Consider the following 18,363-nt stretch of genomic DNA (forward strand, 5'->3'; position numbering starts at 1 on the left):
TTGGGACAGGTGTTCCGAGTCTCTCAACGCGCGACCGTACCGCCGAGTGCCCCGCGACTGTCAGTCCGGAGACGTAGACTTCCACGCTGTTCCCCCAAAACTTCATCGGAGGCCTCCCGCCGTGACCAAGCCGCCCTTCACGCACCTTCACGTACACACCCAGTACTCGCTGCTGGACGGTGCCGCGCGGCTCAAGGACATGTTCAACGCGTGCAACGAGATGGGCATGACCCATATCGCCATGTCCGACCACGGCAACCTGCACGGGGCGTACGACTTCTTCCATTCGGCGAAGAAGGCCGGCGTGACGCCGATCATCGGCATCGAGGCGTACGTCGCCCCGGAGTCCCGGCGGAACAAGCGGAAGATCCAGTGGGGCCAGCCGCACCAGAAGAGGGACGACGTCTCCGGTTCGGGTGGTTACACCCACAAGACGATCTGGGCGGCGAACGCGACCGGACTGCACAACCTCTTCCGGCTCTCCTCCGACGCCTATGCCGAGGGCTGGCTCCAGAAGTGGCCCCGGATGGACAAGGAGACCATCTCCCAGTGGTCCGAGGGTCTGATCGCCTCCACCGGCTGCCCCTCCGGCGAGCTGCAGACCAGGCTGCGCCTCGGCCAGTTCGACGAGGCCCTGAAGTCCGCCTCCGAGTACCAGGACATCTTCGGCAAGGACCGGTACTTCCTGGAGCTGATGGACCACGGCATCGAGATCGAGCGCCGGGTCCGCGACGGGCTCCTGGAGATCGGCAAGAAGCTCGGCATCCCGCCGCTGGTCACCAACGACTCGCACTACACGTACGCGCACGAGGCCACCGCCCATGACGCGCTGCTGTGCATCCAGACCGGCAAGAACCTCTCCGACCCGGACCGCTTCAAGTTCGACGGCACCGGCTACTACCTGAAGTCCACGGACGAGATGTACGCCGTCGACTCCTCGGACGCCTGGCAGGAGGGCTGCCGCAACACGCTGCTCGTCGCCGAGCAGGTCAGCACCGACGGCATGTTCGTCGAGAAGAACCTCATGCCGAAGTTCGACATCCCCGAGGGCTACACCGAGGTCTCCTGGTTCCGCGAGGAGACCATGCGCGGCATGCAGCGCCGCTTCCCGGACGGCATCCCCGACGACCGCATGAAGCAGGTCGAGTACGAGATGGACACGATCATCTCGATGGGCTTCCCCGGCTACTTCCTCGTCGTCGCCGACTTCATCATGTGGGCCAAGAAGCAGGGCATCGCCGTCGGCCCCGGCCGAGGCTCCGCGGCCGGCTCGATCGTCGCGTACGCCATGGGCATCACCGACCTCGACCCGATCCCGCACGGACTGATCTTCGAGCGCTTCCTCAACCCCGAGCGCATCTCGATGCCCGATGTCGACATCGACTTCGACGAGCGTCGGCGCGTCGAGGTGATCCGGTACGTGACGGAGAAGTACGGCTCCGACAAGGTCGCCATGATCGGCACGTACGGCAAGATCAAGGCGAAGAACGCCATCAAGGACTCGGCCCGTGTCCTCGGCTACCCGTACGCCATGGGCGACCGGCTCACCAAGGCGATGCCCGCCGACGTCCTCGGCAAGGGCATCGACCTCAACGGCATCACCGACCCCTCGCACCCGCGCTACAGCGAGGCGGGCGAGATCCGGGCGATGTACGAGAACGAGCCGGACGTGAAGAAGGTCATCGACACCGCCAAGGGTGTGGAGGGCCTCGTCCGTCAGATGGGTGTGCACGCGGCCGGCGTGATCATGTCCAGCGAGCCCATCGTCGACCACGCCCCCATCTGGGTGCGGCACACGGACGGCGTGACCATCACGCAGTGGGACTACCCCCAGTGCGAGTCGCTCGGCCTGCTGAAGATGGACTTCCTGGGCCTGCGAAACCTGACCATCATGGACGACGCCGTCAAGATGGTGAAGGCCAACAAGGGGCTCGACCTCGACCTGCTGGCCCTGCCGCTGGACGACCCGAAGACCTTCGAACTGCTCCAGCGCGGTGACACCCTCGGTGTCTTCCAGTTCGACGGCGGCCCCATGCGTTCGCTGCTGCGGCTGATGAAGCCCGACAACTTCGAAGACATCTCCGCCGTGTCCGCCCTGTACCGGCCGGGCCCGATGGGCATGAACTCGCACACGAACTACGCCCTGCGCAAGAACAAGCAGCAGGAGATCACCCCGATCCACCCCGAGCTGGAGAAGCCGCTCGAAGAGGTGCTCGCGGTCACCTACGGCCTGATCGTCTACCAGGAGCAGGTGCAGAAGGCCGCCCAGATCATCGCCGGGTACTCCCTCGGCGAGGCCGACATCCTCCGCCGCGTGATGGGCAAGAAGAAGCCCGAGGAGCTGGCGAAGAACTTCACCATCTTCCAGGCCGGCGCCCGGAAGAACGGCTACAGCGACGAGGCCATCCAGGCCCTGTGGGACGTGCTGGTCCCCTTCGCCGGCTACGCCTTCAACAAGGCGCACTCCGCCGCGTACGGCCTGGTCTCCTACTGGACCGCGTACCTGAAGGCCAACTACCCGGCCGAGTACATGGCCGGTCTGCTGACCTCGGTCAAGGACGACAAGGACAAGTCCGCGGTCTACCTCAACGAGTGCCGCCGTATGGGCATCAAGGTCCTGCCGCCCAACGTCAACGAGTCCGAGTCGAACTTCGCCGCCCAGGGCGACGACGTGATCCTCTTCGGCCTCTCCGCCGTCCGCAACGTCGGCACCAACGTCGTCGAGTCGATCATCAAATCGCGCAAGGCGAAGGGGAAGTACTCCACCTTCCCCGACTTCCTCGACAAGGTCGAGGCTGTGGTCTGCAACAAGCGGACCATCGAGTCGCTGATCAAGGCCGGCGCCTTCGACGAGATGGGCCACACCCGCAAGGGCCTGGTCGCCCACCACGAACCGATGATCGACAACGTGGTGGCGGTCAAGCGCAAGGAGGCCGAGGGACAGTTCGACCTCTTCGGCGGCATGGGCGACGAGGCGACCGACGAGCCGGGCTTCGGCCTCGACGTCGAGTTCTCCGACGTCGAGTGGGAGAAGTCCTACCTGCTCGCCCAGGAGCGCGAGATGCTCGGCCTCTACGTCTCCGACCACCCGCTCTTCGGAATCGAGCACGTCCTGTCCGACAAGACGGACGCGGCGATCTCCCAGCTCACCGGCGGCGAGCACGCGGACGGCGCGGTCGTCACCATCGGCGGCATCATCTCGGGCCTCCAGCGCAAGATGACCAAGCAGGGCAACGCCTGGGCCATCGCCACCGTCGAGGACCTGGCCGGCTCCATCGAGTGCATGTTCTTCCCGGCCACGTACCAGCTGGTCTCCACCCAGCTCGTCGAGGACACGGTCGTCTTCGTGAAGGGCCGCCTCGACAAGCGCGAGGACGTGCCCCGGCTGGTCGCCATGGAGCTGATGGTCCCGGACCTGTCGAACGCCGGGACCAACGCGCCCGTCGTCCTGACCATCCCCACCGTGAAGGTCACCCCGCCGATGGTCAGCCGCCTGGGCGAGATCCTGGGGCACCACAAGGGCAACACCGAGGTGCGGATCAAGCTCCAGGGCCCGCGCAAGACGACCGTCCTGCGGCTCGACCGGCACCGGGTCCAGCCCGATCCCGCCCTCTTCGGCGATCTGAAGGTGCTGCTCGGCCCGTCCTGCCTGGCCGGCTAGCGGCCGGCGGTCGTACCGGCGAAGAGTGGTACCGGCGAGAGTCGTACCGGCCGAGAGTCCGGCACCCGCGCGGAAGGGGCGCGCCCGTCGTCACGGGTGCGCCCCTTCCGGGGTTGTGCGCGATCAGTTGTGACCGAAGCGCTTCTGCCGACCCTTGCGAGCCATGTCACCGGGAGTCACCTGCGAGGCGCGCTGCTCCGCCTGCGACTCCATCGAGGACTGCTGAGCCTGCTCGGCGCCTCGCTCGGCCTGCGAGCCGCGCTGCTGACTGCGGTCCTGCTTCTTGTTCTTGGCCATGGTGATGCCTCCTCAAAGGGAACTCGGGGCCAGGGCCGCTGTCAGACTCACACACGGGGTGAACCGCCGCATTTTGGATCATTACCGACAGTGAGCGGGGCGCGGAGTGACATTCGCCACGCCGATGATCCAGTTCCGGCCGTCAACCTCCCGACGGTCGGGCAGACTCGGGGGAAATCCGAAGCAACTTCCGATCCCGAGGTTCCCGAAAGAAGGTGGAACACGTGGACCGCTGCGTCGTTCTGGTGGACGCCGGCTATCTGCTGGGCGCCGCCGCGAGCCTCCTCGCCGGGGAACCGGCCCGCTCCCGGATCACCGTCGACCACGCCGCGCTCATCCAGGGCCTGCGCGAACGGGCCGAGGCCGACACCGAACAGCCCCTGCTGCGCATCTACTGGTTCGACGGCGCACCCGACCGGGTGCCCCAGCCCGAACACCGCAGGCTGCGCGTGATGCCCCGGGTCACGGTCCGGCTCGGAGCCCTGACCCGCAGCGACGGCCGCTGGGCCCAGAAGGGCGTCGACGCGGCCATGCACGCCGAGCTCACCGAGCTGGCCAGAAATCGCGCCTGCTCCGATGTGGTCCTCGTGACCGGCGACGGGGATCTGCTGCCCGGTCTGATGTCCGCCAAGGAGCACGGCGTGGCCGTCCACCTCTGGGCCGTGCAGGCCGCCGACGGTGACTACAACCAGTCCGAGGACCTCGTCGCCGAGGCCGACGAACGCCGTGTCCTCGACCGGGCCTGGATCACCCGGGCCGTCCGCGCCAAGGACCTCACCGGCATCTGCGCACCCCCGCCGGCCCCGCGCCCCGAGATCGCCGCGATCCTCTCCGCCCCGCTCCCCGAGTCGGCGCTCGCCGCCTCCGCCGAACGGGCCGCCGAAGCGGCGGCCGCGGCAGCCGCCTCCGTACACAACCGGACACCGGCCCCCGAGGCACCCGCGCCCGCCGAGAACGGCTCGGCGAGCGGCGTGCCCGCACCCGCCACCGGCAAGGTCGTCCCCACCCCCAAGGACCTCGCCGGACTGCGCGGCCCCGGTGCCCCGGTCACCCCGCCGGCCGCCAACGCCACGCTGCGCTGGTCCTCCGACAAGGGCTGGATCGAACGCCCCGGCAGCGCACTCGGCGAGCCCCCCGAGACCGCTTCGCTGCCCACCCTCGCCCAGCTCACCAGTGCCGAGCAGCGCTGGGCCGACCGCGAGGAGGACATCACCACGGTCGGCGGCGACCCCTTCGAGGTCGGGCAGGTGTTCGCCCGCCGCTGGATGGAGCGGCTCCCCGAGCAGAGCCACGTCCAGAAGCTCTCCCTCATGTATCCGCGGATCCCGCACCGCATCGACGGCGAACTGCTCCGGTACGCGGCCAGGTTCGGCCTGCTCGCCCACAAGGACGACCAGATCGACGAGCATGACCGGTACGCGATCCGGGCCGGGTTCTGGCGCGAGATCGACGTCCGCGCCGCCGCGGAACGCGCCCCCGCGGGGGAGTAGGCCGACGGACCCCGTAGGCTCTTCCCCCGTGAGTACGGTGTGCGTGGTGCGGGATCTGGTCAAGACGTACCCCGCCGCGCGCGCCCGGCGCGGGGCGCCGGCGACCCCTGCGATCCGCGCCACCGACGGAATCAGCCTCGATGTGCGCGGCGGCGAGATCTTCGGCCTGCTCGGCCCCAACGGAGCCGGCAAGTCCACTCTCGTACGGCAGCTGACCGGGCTGATGCGCCCCGACTCCGGCACGGTCGAACTGCTCGGCCACGATCTCGTACGCCACCCGGAGCGCGCCGCGCGGCTGCTCGCCTACCTCGGCCAGGAGTCCACCGCGCTCGACGAGCTGACGGTCGCGCTGGCCGCCGAGACGACCGCGCGGCTGCGCGGGCTGACCGCACGGGACGCGCGGGCCGAGAAGGACGCCGTCCTGGACGAGCTCGGCCTGACCGAGCTCGCCGGGCGCCCCCTCAGAAAGCTCTCCGGCGGACAGCGCCGGCTCGCGTGCGTCGCCGCCGCCCTGGTCGGCGAGCGACCGGTCCTGGTCCTCGACGAACCCACCACCGGGATGGACCCCATCGCCCGGCGGGCCGTCTGGTCCGCCGTCGACCGGCGGCGCGCCGAGCACGGCACCACCGTGCTGCTCGTCACCCACAACGTGATCGAGGCCGAGACCGTACTCGACCGGGTCGCCGTCCTGGAACGGGGACGGGTCATCGCCTGCGACACCCCGGCCGGGCTCAAGGAACGCGTCGCGGGCGAGGTCCGGGTCGACCTGGTCTGGCGCGAGCGCGCGCCGCTCGAGGTCCCCGAGGTCGCGGCCCTGCGCGGGCTCGCACAGGAGTCGGGACGGCGCTGGACCCTGCGGCTGGCCCCGGACGAGGCGCGGGCGACGGTCGCGGCGGTGACGGGCGGGGCGGCGTTCGCCGCCCTGGACGACTTCACGCTGGCCACGCCGAGCCTGGAGGACGTGTATCTGGCGCTGGGCGGGGAGACGCAGGGGTTGGTCAAGGCTTGAGGAGCTGTACGGAGTGAGTATCGTGCCCGCCCAGGCCGCGCCGGCCCGGGCTCCCGGCGCACCGGCCGCCGACGCCGCGGCGCCGCTGGCGCCGCGCGCCCGGCTGCTGCCGGCCCTCGTCGCCGTGTACCGCGCGCAGCTCTCGCGCGCCCGGGTCTCCCGCATCCCGCTGCTGTTCGTGGCGACGTTCCAGTCCGTCGGGATCATGGTCCTGATGCGGGGCGTCGTCGACGGCGGGTCGGAGGCGCGGGCGGTCGTGGCGGGCTCGTCGGTCCTCGTGGTCGCCTTCGTCGCGCTCAACCTGCTCGCCCAGTACTTCGGGCAGCTGCGGGCCACCGGCGGCCTCGACCACTACGCCACGCTGCCGGTGCCGCCCGCGTCGGTCGTGCTCGGGGCGGCCGGGGCGTACGCGTCCTTCACCGTGCCGGGGACCGTCGTGACGGCGGTCATCGGGTCGCTGCTCTTCGGGCTGCCGCTCGGGCACCTGTGGATCCTCGCGGCGGTCGTGCCGCTGGCCGGGGCCGCGCTGGCCGGGCTGGGCGCGGCGCTCGGGCTGCTCGCGCCGCGGCAGGAACTCGCGACGCTGCTCGGACAGCTGGGCATGTCGGCGGCGCTGCTGCTCGGGGTGTTGCCGGCGGAGCGGCTGCCGGAGCCGATCGGCTGGGCGCGGGACCTGCTGCCGTCGACGTACGGGGTGGAGGCCCTGGCCCGGACGTTCGAACCGCACCCGGACTGGGCGGCGGTCGGGCTCGACCTCGCGGTGTGCGGGGTGGTGGGGGTCGTGTCGCTGGCGGTGGCGACGTGGGCGTATCGGCGGGCGGCGGTCCGCTGACGATCCGCTGAGGCGGGTCGTACGTGTACCTGGCACGATGGCGGTGTGACCGCACCTCTGACACCGCCTCACCAGCCGCCGAACGACGCCGCGCCGCACGGCTGGTCCACGCCCTATCCTCCGCTGCCGGGCGACGACGGCGTGCCGAGCGCGGCTAAGGAGCTGCGGCAGGCCGCCGTGGTGACCGCCGTCTCGGCGGTCGCGGGTGCGGCGCTTGGGCTGCTGTGGCTGTGGCTCGCGCCGCGCGTGTCGCTGATCTCGGACGGCAAGGCGGTCTTCCTGCGGCACAGCGAGGGGGAGTCGGCGATCGGGGCGGACGGCACGTTCGTGCTGCTGGCGCTCGGGTTCGGGGCGGTGGCGGCGGCTCTCGTCTTCCTCTTCCACCGGCACGGGGGCGTGGCCCTGGTGATGGGGCTCGCGGTGGGGGGCGTGCTGGGTTCGCTCCTCGGCTGGGGCGTGGGCACGCTGCTGGGCCCGACGCACGATGTGGTGGCCCACGCGAAGGAGGTCGGGCCGAACGTGATCTTCGAGGCGCCGCTGAAGCTGGAGATGTGGGCCGGGGGGATGCTGGCGTGGCCGATCGCGGCGATGATCGTCCACCTGGCCCTGACGGCCCTGTTCGGCCCTCGTGACCCGGAGCCGGACTGGCCGTCGCCGACGGGCCCGACGCAGGGTGCGTGAGGGACTTCCCCCCACCCCACCCCTCCCCGAAACCCTGACGAGACCGGGGACTCCGCCCCCGAACCCGCGCGCGGCGGCTGCGCGCCGCGGGCGATCACGGGGCCCGCGTCGCCGTAGAGGCGGCAGCTTCGCGCCGCGAGCGGAGCGGCGGCTGCGCGCCGCGGAGGGTGGCGCCGGGCCCTGGGGCGCGCTGGCCGTGGTCTCGCGGAGCGGGGGCTCCGCTCTGCGTGTCGCGGAGGGTGGCGCCGGGCCCTGGGGCGCGCTGGCCGTGGTCTCGCGGAGCGGGGGCTCCGCTCTGCGTGTCGCGGCTTCGGTGTGCCTGGAGTGCCGGCGACGCCTTCCCCGCGGCAGCTTCGCGCCGCGAGCCCAACCCCTGGCCGGGGGCGGGGGCTCAGCCCTCGCGTCGCCGCCGCTGTAGCGTCAGGCGCGGCCGATCGGGGCGACTACCGCTGACGTCAGGGTGGCCAGGGCTGTGGGGGGCAGTTCTACCTCCAGGCCGCGGCGGCCTGCGGAGATGCAGATCGTTTCGTGGGTGGTCGCCGAGGCGTCCAGGACCGTGCGGAGGCGTTTGCGCTGGCCCAGGGGGGAGATGCCGCCGCGGACGTAGCCCGTCGTGCGTTCGGCCGCCGCCGGGTCCGCCATCGCCGCGCGTTTGCCGCCGACCGCCGCGGCCAGGGCCTTCAGGTCCAGCTGGCCGGCGACCGGGACGACCGCGACCGTCAGTTCGCCGTCGACGTCCGCGACCAGCGTCTTGAAGACCCGGTCGGGGGAGACGCCCAGCGCCTCCGCCGCCTCCTCGCCGTACGAAGGGACCGCCGGGTCGTGGTCGTAGGCGTGGAGCGTGAACGGGGTCCCCGATGCCGTCAGGGCGACGGTCGCCGGGGTGCCGCCCGCCTGCTTCTTCTGCTTCTTCGCCACAGGAATCCCTCGTCAGTTCGGGCTCGTCGGCGCCCGCGTCAGGTCCACCGCCGGCAGCGACGGCAGGTGCCGAAGGACGGCCGTCTCCGTCCGCAGCAGCGTCAGTTCCTCCCGCAGCCGCGTCGCCGTGTCCGGCGCCTGCAGCAGCCGCTGCTTCGCCGGGGTGTCCAGCACCGCCGCCGCCGCGACCAGGTACGACACCACCGAGGGATCGTCCGGCAGCTCGCTCGTCGTCAGCGACCGCTCCCGCGCCCCCGCCAACCGCTTCTGGTAGTTCCGGAACGCCCGCAACACGCCCTCGGCGAGCGTGCCCGCCTCGTCGCCCTGCTCCTCCGGGATCTCCTCGATCTCGGCCACCAGGAACGGGCCGCTCGCATCCACCGACAGCAGCTTCACCCGGGTCGTGCCCGTGGCCATCACCTCGAAGCTGCCGTCCGCGCGCTCCCGGATCGTCGCCGCGTCGGCGATGCAGCCGACCCGGTGGAACGCCTGGATGGGGTCCGGGCCGAAGCCCGCGGCGGGCCCCTTCTCCCGCTGCGCCGTCGGGTCCGGCATCCCCGGCTCGGTCGGCGCGACCTCGCGGCCGTCGCGGATCGCGACGACGGCGAAGCGACGGGGCTCCGTGTCATCGGTCTTGAGCAGCTCGCGCATCATGGCGCGATAACGCTCCTCGAACACGTTCAGGGGCAGCACAAGGCCCGGGAACAGCACCGCGTTGAGCGGGAAGAGAGGCAGGCGAGCGGTGGTCACAGCGGTCAAGCGTAATGGCCGCCGGGCGCGCCTCGTCCGGCCCGTCCACGTCCGGCTCCGCGCAGCGGGATCGTACGGGCCACTTCGAGCCGTACCGCGTCCCGCGCCTCCAGGAAACTGCCGAGCGGATCGTCCCCGACGAGCGCCCACGGAAACGACGTCGCGTACCGGCCGATCCTGCGGAACTCCTCCAGCGCCTCCTCCTGGCGACCCCGCCTGAGCAGCACGTACACCAGCAGGTTGCGGACCTCCGCGAGCCACGGATCGCCCACGGGATACTCCGCCGACAGCGCGATGCCCCGGTCGGCCGCCGCGTCGATCCGGTCCTCCTGTACCGGTCCGGCGCCGGCGAGGAGCTGGGCGAAGGCGGCGTTGACCGGAAGCGCCCGGGCCAGATGGCCGGGCGGCGCGTCCTCGGCGGCCTGTTCGGCGAAGTCGAAGCACTCGCGGTGCGAGCCGTACCACTGGGCCGACAGATACCGGAGCGCGGCGATATGGCAGCCGTAGTGGTGCGGGGAGCGGCGCACGGCCTGCTCCCACAGCGACTCGAACGCCGCGTGGCCCGCGTGCGTGCCCCGCGCGTGGTCCAGGGCGAGCCGCCACGGCACCGGGTCGCGCGGCGAGGCCTCCGCGGCCGCGTCGATCAGCGGCCCGAGCTCGCGCAACCGCTCGGAGCGGGCCGGCGAGCCCCAGGCCCTGCGCACCGCCAGCTCCGCCTTGACCAGCAGCGCGTCCGGGTCGCGGGGCGAGACGGCCAGCCAGTGGGCCAGCCACTCGTCACGGCTGTACGCGAAGGTGGCGAGCCGCGCCACGTACCGGTCCCGCTTCTCCCACTCGGCGGCGTCCCGGGTCGTCGCGAGCAGCTTGGCGGCGGGCTCGGGATCGGCGAGCGCCGCCGCCACCAGCGCCGGGGCGAGCCGGTCGTCCGGCGCGTCGAGCAGCACGTCGTCGTCCGGCGGCAGGGCGGCGGCGAGCCGCGGTGCATGCCGGACGACACGGGCGGTGCCGATCAGGGCGCGGAGCAAAGACATGGTGCGGACCATTGAAAACCGCAGGTGAGGGCGGCGCCAGTGGGGGACTGTGAAGCTTTGGTAGCGGCGGGAAAGTTGTCCTGCATGAGGTCAAGACAGAGTAAAGAAAGGGGTGAGGGACGGCAGAATCCGCCCCCCTTGCACCCCCCGTCACCCCCGCCGCAGCAGCCGCGACGCCCCCGCTGCCACCGTCGTCGCCAGCACCCATCCCAGGAGGATGAGCACCGTCGCGGCCCACTGCCAGAAGCCCTCCAGGCGCCAGTAGCCGTCCTGGCCCAGGTTGATCACCGGCAGCAGCAGGTCCAGCGCGTAGAGGGTGGCGCTCCACTTCGGGGACTCGTCCGCCTTCAGCGGTATCGGCTCGTAGCGCGAGAAGGCCACGGCCCCCGCCGCCCACAGCACCGCCATCCACAGGGCGGCTCGCCCCGGCCGGTAGCCGTACGCCACCGTCCAGTCCTGGAGGTAGCCCCACAGCTTTCCGGCCACCGGCAGCGTCTCCCGGCGCCGACGCTGCTTGGCGAGCAGCACCTCCCGGGCGTCCGCGTCCTCCCCGCTGTTGCGCAGCACCGTCGCCAGACGCTCGTACGGCTCCGGGGCGTACTCCGGGGTCGCCGCCGCGACCCACTCGAGCCGCCGCGCCAGCGGGAAGTGCCCGTACGGCACCAGGTTCTCGTAGACGAAGCCGTTCATCGACAGGCCACCAGGACCCGGCCAGCTCGTGGAGAGGTCGATCAGCGTCACCACCTTCGCCCCGTTGAGCACCACCCGCCCCTCCTCCGGGGGCTCCCCGTTGAACCGCAGCTCCGGGGTGACGATCCGGCGCAGCGACACCTCCTCCCGCCGCGCCCCGTCCAGCACGAACCGCGCGTAGTGCAGGTCCACCGCGTCGCCGAAGCGGCCGTCGTCCAGCCGCACCCCGCCGTGGCACTCGACCGGCTTGCGCCGTGCCCCCTGCACCGGCGTGTACCCGATGCCGTACGGGGGAGTGGCCGTGGCGTTCCCCGTGCCCTCGTACACCCACGCCGCGTTCAGATAGAGCGAGCGCTCCACCGTCAGCTGCGGTGCGTTCAGCGCGCGACGCTGTTGCGCACCGCGGAGCACGCTGCCCCGCAGGCTCAGCGACACCCCCACCTTCGCCCCGCGCAGACTCAGCTCGCCGTACGTCTCGATCAGCTCGGCCTGGAGGTCCTGGGCCACCGCCAACCCGTCCGCGGTGATCGCCCGGCCGCGCCGGTCCGGCCACACCCGGATCTGGTTGATCAGCAGATCCGTGCCGATCTGCGCGTCCGTGAGCCGGATGCCCCGCTCCACCCGGCAGCGCGGCAGATGCAGATCGCCCTGCGTGGTCAGCCGGGCCGCCTCCAGGCGGGGTATCGCGCACTCCACCATCCGCACCGTCCCGAAGTGGGCCTCCGGCAGCACGATCTCCTGGTCGAACCGGCAGCGGTTCCACTCCACGTACGGACCTATCGTCCCGCCGGCGAGATTGAGCACCCCCGTGATCCGCACCCCGCGCAGCTTGAGCGCCGCGACCCGCCCGGGGCGCGCCGCCGGCCCGTCGAGCAGCAGCAGAGCCACCACATCGGCGCGCACACTGCGCATGTCGCCCCACACATGCGGGCCGAAGGGATCGTCCCGCGCCGTGTCCCCCTCGCTCAGATCGCAGGTCTTGCCGATCCGGAAGGCCCGCCACATCGCCCGCTCCGGGCTCGTGAGACCGTCCGGAATTCCGTCCTCGTGCGGCTCGGTCACTGCCGCCCCCTCGCTTTCCACGAACCCGCTTCCCTGGATTCGTACAGCCGTTCTTCCCGCTGAGTGACGGACTGAACGCTAACGGTCAGCTGTGGCGACAAGACGCCACTGTGGCTCGTATCAGCCAGTGATACGGACGTCCGGCGCTTGTGGGGCGTCTGCGAGAATTGACCCGTGATCTCTCGTATCGACCTGCGCGGCGACGCCCTCCCCGAGGGTGGCGCACTGCGCGACCTGCTGCCCCGTGCCGAGTTCGACGTGGAAGCCGCCCTGGAGAAGGTGCGGCCCATCTGCGAGGACGTACGGCATCATGGCGCAGCCGCGGTGATCGACTACGGGGAGAAATTCGACGGCGTGCGCGTCCCGAGCCTGCGCGTGCCCGCCGAGACGATCGCGCGCGCCCTCGACGAGCTCGACCCGGCCGTCCGCGCCGCCCTCGAGGAGTCCATCCGCCGCGCCCGCCTCGTCCACCGCGAGCAGCGCCGCACCACCCACACCACCCAGGTCGTCCCCGGCGGCACGGTCACCGAGAAGTGGATCCCGGTCGAGCGCGTCGGTCTGTACGTGCCGGGTGGCCGCTCGGTCTACCCGTCCTCCGTCGTGATGAACGTCGTCCCGGCGCAGGAGGCCGGTGTCGAGGGCGTCGCCATCGCCTCGCCCCCGCAGAAGGAGTTCGGCGGGCTGCCGCACCCCACGATCCTGGCCGCCTGCGCGCTGCTCGGCGTCGACGAGGTGTACGCCGCCGGCGGCGCCCAGGCCATCGCGATGTTCGCGTACGGCACGGAGGGCACCGAGGACGAGCCCGGCTGCGCCCCCGTCAACCTGGTCACCGGACCCGGCAACATCTACGTCGCCGCCGCCAAGCGTCTCCTCAAGGGCCGCATCGGCATCGACGCCGAAGCCGGCCCCACCGAGATCGCGATCCTCGCGGACTCCACCGCCGACCCCGTGCACGTCGCCGCCGACCTGATCAGCCAGGCCGAGCACGACCCGATGGCCGCCGCCGTCCTCGTCACCGACTCCGAGGAGCTGGCCGAGGCGACGGAGGCCGAGCTGAAGACCCAGGTCGCCGCCACCAAGCACATCGACGACCGGATCGTCCCGGCCCTCGCCGGAAAGCAGTCCGCGATCGTCCTCGTCAGCGACCTGGAGGACGGCCTCAAGGTCGTCGACGCCTACGGCGCCGAGCACCTGGAGATCCAGACCGCCGACGCCGCCGCCCGCGCCGACCGGGTCCGCAACGCGGGCGCGATCTTCGTGGGTCCCTGGGCGCCCGTCTCGCTCGGCGACTACTGCGCGGGCTCCAACCACGTGCTGCCCACCGGCGGTTGCGCCTGCCACTCCTCGGGTCTGTCCGTGCAGTCCTTCCTGCGCGGTGTCCACATCGTGGACTACACCCGCGACGCCCTGGCCGAGGTCACCCACCACGTGGTGACGCTGGCCGAGGCCGAGGACCTGCCCGCGCACGGTGCCGCGCTCAAGGCCCGGTTCGGTTGGAAGGTGCCCGGCAAGTGACCTCGTACGACACCGTCGGCATCGACGATCTCCCCATCCGCGACGAGCTCAAGGGCAAGTCCCCGTACGGCGCGCCCCAGCTCGACGTCCCCGTCCAGCTGAACACCAACGAGAACCCCTACCCGCTGCCCGAGCCCCTCGTGGCCCGGATCGCGGAGCGGGTCGCCGAGGCCGCCCGCGGCCTGAACCGCTACCCCGACCGGGACGCCATCGAGCTCCGCACCGAGCTCGCCCGCTACCTCACCCGTACCGGGAAGCACCCGGTCGCCGTCGAGAACGTCTGGGCGGCCAACGGCTCCAACGAGGTCCTCCAGCAGCTGCTGCAGACCTTCGGCGGCCCGGGCCGTACGGCCATCGGCTTCGAGCCCTCGTACTCGATGCACGCGCTCATCGCGCGCGGCACCGGCACCGGCTGGATCTCCGGCCCGCGCAACGAGGATTTCACCATCGATGTCGAGGCGGCCGAGAAGGCGATCGCCGAGAACCGGCCGGACGTCGTCTTCATCACCTCGCCCAACAACCCCACGGGCACGGCGGTCGAGGCCGAGACGGTCCTCGCGCTGTACGAGGCAGCTCAGGCCGCCAAGCCCTCCCTCGTCGTCGTCGACGAGGCGTACGTCGAGTTCAGCCACCGGGACTCGCTCCTGCCGCTGATCGAGGGCCGGCCGAACCTGGTCGTCTCCCGCACCATGTCCAAGGCCTTCGGCGCGGCCGGTCTGCGCCTGGGCTACCTGGCCGCCCACCCGGCCGTGGTCGACGCCGTGCAGCTCGTACGCCTGCCGTACCACCTGTCCGCCGTCACCCAGGCCACCGCGCTGGCCGCCCTGGAGCACACCGATACGCTCCTCGGGTACGTCGAACAGCTCAAGACCGAGCGGGACCGCCTGGTCGCCGAGCTGCGCGCGATCGGCTACGAGGTCACCGAGTCCGACGCCAACTTCGTCCAGTTCGGCCGCTTCGACGGAGCCGCCGGCTCCCACGAGGCCTGGCAGAAGATCCTCGACCGGGGCGTCCTGGTCCGGGACAACGGCGTACCGGGCTGGCTGCGGGTCACCGCCGGCACCCCTGAAGAGAACGACGCGTTCCTCGACGCGGTACGTGAAGTCAAGAAGGAGCAGAGCGCATGAGCCGCGTTGGAAGAGTCGAGCGCACCACCAAGGAGACTTCCGTCGTCGTCGAGATCGACCTCGACGGCACCGGCAAGGTCGACGTCGCCACCGGCGTCGGGTTCTACGACCACATGCTCGACCAGCTCGGCCGGCACGGTCTGTTCGACCTCACCGTCAAGACCGACGGCGACCTGCACATCGACTCGCACCACACCATCGAGGACACCGCCCTCGCCCTCGGCGCCGCCTTCAAGCAGGCGCTCGGCGACAAGGTCGGCATCTACCGCTTCGGCAACTGCACCGTCCCGCTGGACGAGTCGCTCGCCCAGGTGACCGTCGACCTCTCCGGCCGCCCCTACCTGGTGCACACCGAGCCCGAGAACATGGCGCCGATGATCGGTTCCTACGACACGACGATGACCCGCCACATCTTCGAGTCCTTCGTCGCGCAGGCGCAGATCGCCCTGCACATCCACGTGCCGTACGGGCGCAACGCCCACCACATCGTGGAGTGCCAGTTCAAGGCGCTGGCCCGAGCCCTGCGCTACGCCTCCGAGCGCGACCCGCGCGCGGCCGGCATCCTGCCTTCCACGAAGGGCGCCCTCTAACTCCATGACCGGCCTCTCCACCATCCTCATCGTCGTCGGGCTCTTCCTCGCCGGCGGTGTGTACTCCTTCTCCAAGCAGAAGCTGCCCAAGGGCGTGATCGTCGTCCTCGCCATCGCCTCCGTGATGTGCCTGGTCGCCGGCGTCCTGCGGATTCAGGGAATCTGGGAATGAGCCGCATGAGCACTGCGAGTACTCCCAAGAAGGTCGTCGTCTTCGACTACGGCTTCGGCAACGTCCGCTCCGCCGAGCGGGCCCTCGCCCATGTCGGCGCCGAGGTCGAGATCACCCGCGACTACGACAGGGCCATGAACGCCGACGGACTCCTCGTCCCCGGCGTCGGCGCCTTCTCCGCCTGCATGCAGGGGCTGAAGGGTGCGCGCGGCGACTGGATCGTCGGTCGTCGGCTCGCCGGCGGACGCCCCGTGATGGGCATCTGCGTCGGCATGCAGATCCTTTTCGCCCGTGGCATCGAGCACGGCGTGGAGACCGAGGGTCTCGACGAGTGGCCCGGTACGGTCGAGCCGCTGAAGGCCCCGGTCGTGCCCCACATGGGCTGGAACACCGTCGAGGCGCCCGAGGGCAGCGAGCTGTTCGCGGGCCTCGACGCCGACGCCCGGTTCTACTTCGTGCACTCCTACGCGGTGCGCGACTGGACGCTGGAGGTGGGCAACCCCAACATGCGCGCCCCCAAGGTCACCTGGGCCACCCACGGCGAGCCGTTCGTCGCGGCCGTCGAGAACGGCGCCCTGTGGGCGACCCAGTTCCACCCCGAGAAGTCCGGCGACGCCGGAGCCCAGCTGCTGAAGAACTGGATCGGAACGCTGTGAGCAAGCTCGAACTCCTCCCCGCCGTCGACGTCCGCGACGGCCAGGCCGTGCGCCTCGTGCACGGCGAGTCCGGCACGGAGACCTCCTACGGCTCGCCACTGGAGGCCGCCCTCGCGTGGCAGAACTCCGGCGCCGAGTGGCTGCACCTGGTCGACCTCGACGCCGCCTTCGGCACCGGCGACAACCGTGAGCTGATCGCCGAGGTCGCCAAGGCGATGGACATCAAGGTCGAGCTCTCCGGCGGCATCCGGGACGACGCCTCGCTCGCCGCCGCCCTCGCCACCGGCTGCACCCGCGTCAACCTGGGCACCGCCGCCCTGGAGACCCCCGAGTGGGTCGCCAAGGTCATCGCCGAGCACGGCGACAAGATCGCGGTCGGCCTCGACGTCCGCGGCACCACGCTCCGCGGCCGCGGCTGGACCCGTGACGGCGGCGACCTCTACGAGACGCTCGCCCGCCTCGACTCCGAGGGCTGTGCCCGCTACGTCGTCACCGACATCGCCAAGGACGGCACGCTCCAGGGCCCGAACCTGGAGCTCCTGAAGAACGTCTGCGCCGCGACCGACAAGCCCGTCGTCGCCTCGGGCGGCGTGTCGTCCCTGGACGACCTGCGCGCCCTGTCCGGGCTCGTCCCGCTGGGTGTCGAGGGCGCGATCGTCGGCAAGGCGCTGTACGCCAAGGCGTTCACCCTGGAAGAGGCCCTGGAGGCGGTGGCTTCCGTATGACCGACGGCGTGAAGAAGGTCGTCACCGGCGCTCCCTGGGAGGAGCAGTTCGGCTACTCCCGCGCGGTGGAGCTGCCGAACGGCCTGGTCCTCGTCTCCGGCTGCACGTCGGTGGTCGGCGGCCAGATCGCCGGCGGAGGCCCGTACGAGCAGGCGATCAACTCCTTCAACGTGGCCTTCGACGCGCTCAAGAAGCTCGGCCTCGGCCCGGAGGACGTCGTACGGACCCGGATGTACATCACCCACGCGCGGGACGTGGACGAGGTCGGCCGCGCCCACAAGGAGCTGTTCGACGCCGTCCGCCCGGCGGCTTCGATGATCATCGTGTCCGGCTTCGTCGACCCGAGTCTGGTCGTCGAGGTCGAGGTCGAGGCGTATCGGAGTGAGGCGTCATGACGCTCGCCGTACGAGTGATCCCCTGCCTGGACGTGGACAACGGCCGGGTCGTGAAGGGCGTCAACTTCCAGAACCTGCGCGACGCGGGCGACCCCGTCGAGATGGCGAAGCTGTACGACGCCGAGGGCGCCGACGAGCTGACCTTCCTCGACATCACCGCCTCCTCCGGCAACCGGGAGACGACCTACGACGTGGTGCGCCGCACCGCCGAGCAGGTCTTCATCCCGCTGACGGTGGGCGGCGGCGTGCGTGCGGCGGAGGACGTCGACAAGCTGCTGCGCGCCGGGGCCGACAAGGTGGGCGTGAACACCGCCGCCATCGCCCGGCCCGAGCTGATCCGTGAGATCGCGGAGCGCTTCGGCCGCCAGGTGCTCGTGCTCTCGGTCGACGCGCGGCGTACCGCCTCGGGGTCGTTCGAGGTGACGACGCACGGTGGCCGCAAGGGCACCGGCATCGACGCCGTCGAGTGGGCGCACCGGGCCGCCGAGCTGGGCGCGGGCGAGATCCTGCTCAACTCGATGGACGCGGACGGCACGAAGGACGGCTACGACATCGAGATGATCGCGGCCGTGCGCAAGCACGTGACCGTGCCGGTGATCGCGAGCGGGGGCGCGGGCCGGCTCGCCGACTTCCCGCCGGCGATCGAGGCGGGCGCGGACGCGGTCCTGGCCGCCTCGGTCTTCCACTTCGGCGATCTGCGGATCTCGCAGGTCAAGGACGCGCTGCGGGAGGCGGGCCACCCGGTCCGCTGAGCCGCCGCAC

Annotated in this window: 18 protein-coding genes; 13 read left to right on the forward strand and 5 right to left on the reverse strand. The window is 71.3% G+C overall.

Going from position 1 to position 18,363, the window contains the following annotated elements; translation table 11 throughout:
• Positions 1 to 121 precede the first annotated feature (121 nt).
• Positions 122 to 3,661, forward strand: a complete 3,540-nt coding sequence (gene dnaE / locus ACFV9D_RS20395) for a DNA polymerase III subunit alpha (protein WP_385147772.1) — start codon at positions 122 to 124, stop codon at positions 3,659 to 3,661.
• A 123-nt stretch (positions 3,662 to 3,784) separates the two neighbouring features.
• Here the strand turns inward: dnaE and ACFV9D_RS20400 are convergent, their stop codons facing one another.
• Complete coding sequence (locus ACFV9D_RS20400; protein ID WP_385147775.1) at positions 3,785 to 3,958, reverse strand: hypothetical protein; 174 nt, start codon at positions 3,956 to 3,958, stop codon at positions 3,785 to 3,787.
• Between the two features lie 215 nt (positions 3,959 to 4,173).
• On the opposite strand from ACFV9D_RS20400, the gene ACFV9D_RS20405 reads away from it, so the two are divergent.
• From ACFV9D_RS20405 to ACFV9D_RS20420, 4 genes are read left to right on the forward strand one after another with little or no spacing between them, the layout of a single operon-like run.
• On the forward strand, positions 4,174 to 5,448 hold the full coding sequence (locus ACFV9D_RS20405; protein ID WP_385147778.1) for an NYN domain-containing protein: 1,275 nt from the start codon (positions 4,174 to 4,176) through the stop codon (positions 5,446 to 5,448).
• 37 nt (positions 5,449 to 5,485) lie between these two features.
• On the forward strand, positions 5,486 to 6,457 hold the full coding sequence (locus ACFV9D_RS20410; protein WP_385148185.1) for an ABC transporter ATP-binding protein: 972 nt from the start codon (positions 5,486 to 5,488) through the stop codon (positions 6,455 to 6,457).
• A gap of 13 nt (positions 6,458 to 6,470) precedes the next feature.
• Positions 6,471 to 7,289, forward strand: coding sequence for an ABC transporter permease (locus tag ACFV9D_RS20415; protein WP_385147781.1), 819 nt, complete (start codon positions 6,471 to 6,473; stop codon positions 7,287 to 7,289).
• 45 nt (positions 7,290 to 7,334) lie between these two features.
• Positions 7,335 to 7,970, forward strand: coding sequence for a DUF2567 domain-containing protein (locus ACFV9D_RS20420; RefSeq protein WP_385147784.1), 636 nt, complete (start codon positions 7,335 to 7,337; stop codon positions 7,968 to 7,970).
• Positions 7,971 to 8,390: 420 nt separating this feature from the next.
• On the opposite strand, the gene ybaK is transcribed toward ACFV9D_RS20420, so the two are convergent.
• The 4 genes from ybaK to ACFV9D_RS20440 all read right to left on the reverse strand — a co-directional run bounded on the left by ybaK (position 8,391) and on the right by ACFV9D_RS20440 (position 12,421).
• Complete coding sequence (gene ybaK, locus ACFV9D_RS20425; protein ID WP_385147787.1) at positions 8,391 to 8,888, reverse strand: Cys-tRNA(Pro) deacylase; 498 nt, start codon at positions 8,886 to 8,888, stop codon at positions 8,391 to 8,393.
• A gap of 12 nt (positions 8,889 to 8,900) precedes the next feature.
• Positions 8,901 to 9,638: an LON peptidase substrate-binding domain-containing protein gene (locus ACFV9D_RS20430; RefSeq protein WP_385147790.1), complete on the reverse strand. Its 738-nt coding sequence runs from the start codon at positions 9,636 to 9,638 to the stop codon at positions 8,901 to 8,903.
• 5 nt (positions 9,639 to 9,643) lie between these two features.
• Positions 9,644 to 10,681, reverse strand: a complete 1,038-nt coding sequence (locus ACFV9D_RS20435; protein ID WP_385147793.1) for a hypothetical protein — start codon at positions 10,679 to 10,681, stop codon at positions 9,644 to 9,646.
• Between the two features lie 138 nt (positions 10,682 to 10,819).
• On the reverse strand, positions 10,820 to 12,421 hold the full coding sequence (locus tag ACFV9D_RS20440) for an oxidoreductase (protein ID WP_385147795.1): 1,602 nt from the start codon (positions 12,419 to 12,421) through the stop codon (positions 10,820 to 10,822).
• Positions 12,422 to 12,595: 174 nt separating this feature from the next.
• Between ACFV9D_RS20440 and hisD the strand changes: the two genes are divergently transcribed.
• The 8 genes from hisD to hisF are packed head-to-tail and all read left to right on the forward strand — an operon-like array spanning position 12,596 to position 18,353.
• Entirely contained in the window at positions 12,596 to 13,936 is a 1,341-nt protein-coding gene (hisD, locus tag ACFV9D_RS20445; RefSeq protein WP_385147798.1) for a histidinol dehydrogenase, read from the forward strand.
• Positions 13,933 to 15,063, forward strand: coding sequence for a histidinol-phosphate transaminase (locus ACFV9D_RS20450; protein WP_385147801.1), 1,131 nt, complete (start codon positions 13,933 to 13,935; stop codon positions 15,061 to 15,063). The genes hisD and ACFV9D_RS20450 overlap by 4 nt, the downstream gene beginning before the upstream one ends.
• On the forward strand, positions 15,060 to 15,653 hold the full coding sequence (hisB, locus tag ACFV9D_RS20455) for an imidazoleglycerol-phosphate dehydratase HisB (RefSeq protein ID WP_158986436.1): 594 nt from the start codon (positions 15,060 to 15,062) through the stop codon (positions 15,651 to 15,653). Before ACFV9D_RS20450 ends, hisB begins: the two co-directional genes overlap by 4 nt.
• A 4-nt stretch (positions 15,654 to 15,657) precedes the next feature.
• Positions 15,658 to 15,825 (forward strand): hypothetical protein, encoded by a 168-nt coding sequence (locus ACFV9D_RS20460; RefSeq protein WP_260228758.1) that lies wholly within the window; start codon positions 15,658 to 15,660, stop codon positions 15,823 to 15,825.
• Between the two features lie 5 nt (positions 15,826 to 15,830).
• Positions 15,831 to 16,481, forward strand: a complete 651-nt coding sequence (gene hisH / locus ACFV9D_RS20465; RefSeq protein WP_385147805.1) for an imidazole glycerol phosphate synthase subunit HisH — start codon at positions 15,831 to 15,833, stop codon at positions 16,479 to 16,481.
• Entirely contained in the window at positions 16,478 to 17,206 is a 729-nt protein-coding gene (gene priA / locus ACFV9D_RS20470) for a bifunctional 1-(5-phosphoribosyl)-5-((5-phosphoribosylamino)methylideneamino)imidazole-4-carboxamide isomerase/phosphoribosylanthranilate isomerase PriA (RefSeq protein ID WP_385147808.1), read from the forward strand. Before hisH ends, priA begins: the two co-directional genes overlap by 4 nt.
• Complete coding sequence (locus ACFV9D_RS20475) at positions 17,203 to 17,601, forward strand: RidA family protein (protein WP_385147811.1); 399 nt, start codon at positions 17,203 to 17,205, stop codon at positions 17,599 to 17,601. The genes priA and ACFV9D_RS20475 overlap by 4 nt, the downstream gene beginning before the upstream one ends.
• Positions 17,598 to 18,353 carry an imidazole glycerol phosphate synthase subunit HisF gene (gene hisF / locus ACFV9D_RS20480; protein ID WP_385147814.1) on the forward strand — a complete coding sequence of 252 codons (756 nt, stop codon included), beginning with the start codon at positions 17,598 to 17,600 and terminating at the stop codon, positions 18,351 to 18,353. Before ACFV9D_RS20475 ends, hisF begins: the two co-directional genes overlap by 4 nt.
• Positions 18,354 to 18,363 lie beyond the last annotated feature (10 nt).

Source organism: Streptomyces sp. NPDC059875 (assembly GCF_042731085.1).
In the GTDB taxonomy this organism is placed as follows: domain Bacteria; phylum Actinomycetota; class Actinomycetes; order Streptomycetales; family Streptomycetaceae; genus Streptomyces.

Coding starts and splice junctions, on each gene's coding strand:
- ACFV9D_RS20400 (WP_385147775.1), bottom strand. CDS start 3,958: ATGGCCAAGAACAAGAAGCAGGACCGCAGTCAGCAGCGCGGCTCGCAG.
- ACFV9D_RS20435 (WP_385147793.1), bottom strand. CDS start 10,681: ATGGTCCGCACCATGTCTTTGCTCCGCGCCCTGATCGGCACCGCCCGT.
- hisB (WP_158986436.1), top strand. CDS start 15,060: ATGAGCCGCGTTGGAAGAGTCGAGCGCACCACCAAGGAGACTTCCGTC.
- ACFV9D_RS20460 (WP_260228758.1), top strand. CDS start 15,658: ATGACCGGCCTCTCCACCATCCTCATCGTCGTCGGGCTCTTCCTCGCC.
- hisH (WP_385147805.1), top strand. CDS start 15,831: ATGAGCACTGCGAGTACTCCCAAGAAGGTCGTCGTCTTCGACTACGGC.
- ACFV9D_RS20475 (WP_385147811.1), top strand. CDS start 17,203: ATGACCGACGGCGTGAAGAAGGTCGTCACCGGCGCTCCCTGGGAGGAG.
- hisF (WP_385147814.1), top strand. CDS start 17,598: ATGACGCTCGCCGTACGAGTGATCCCCTGCCTGGACGTGGACAACGGC.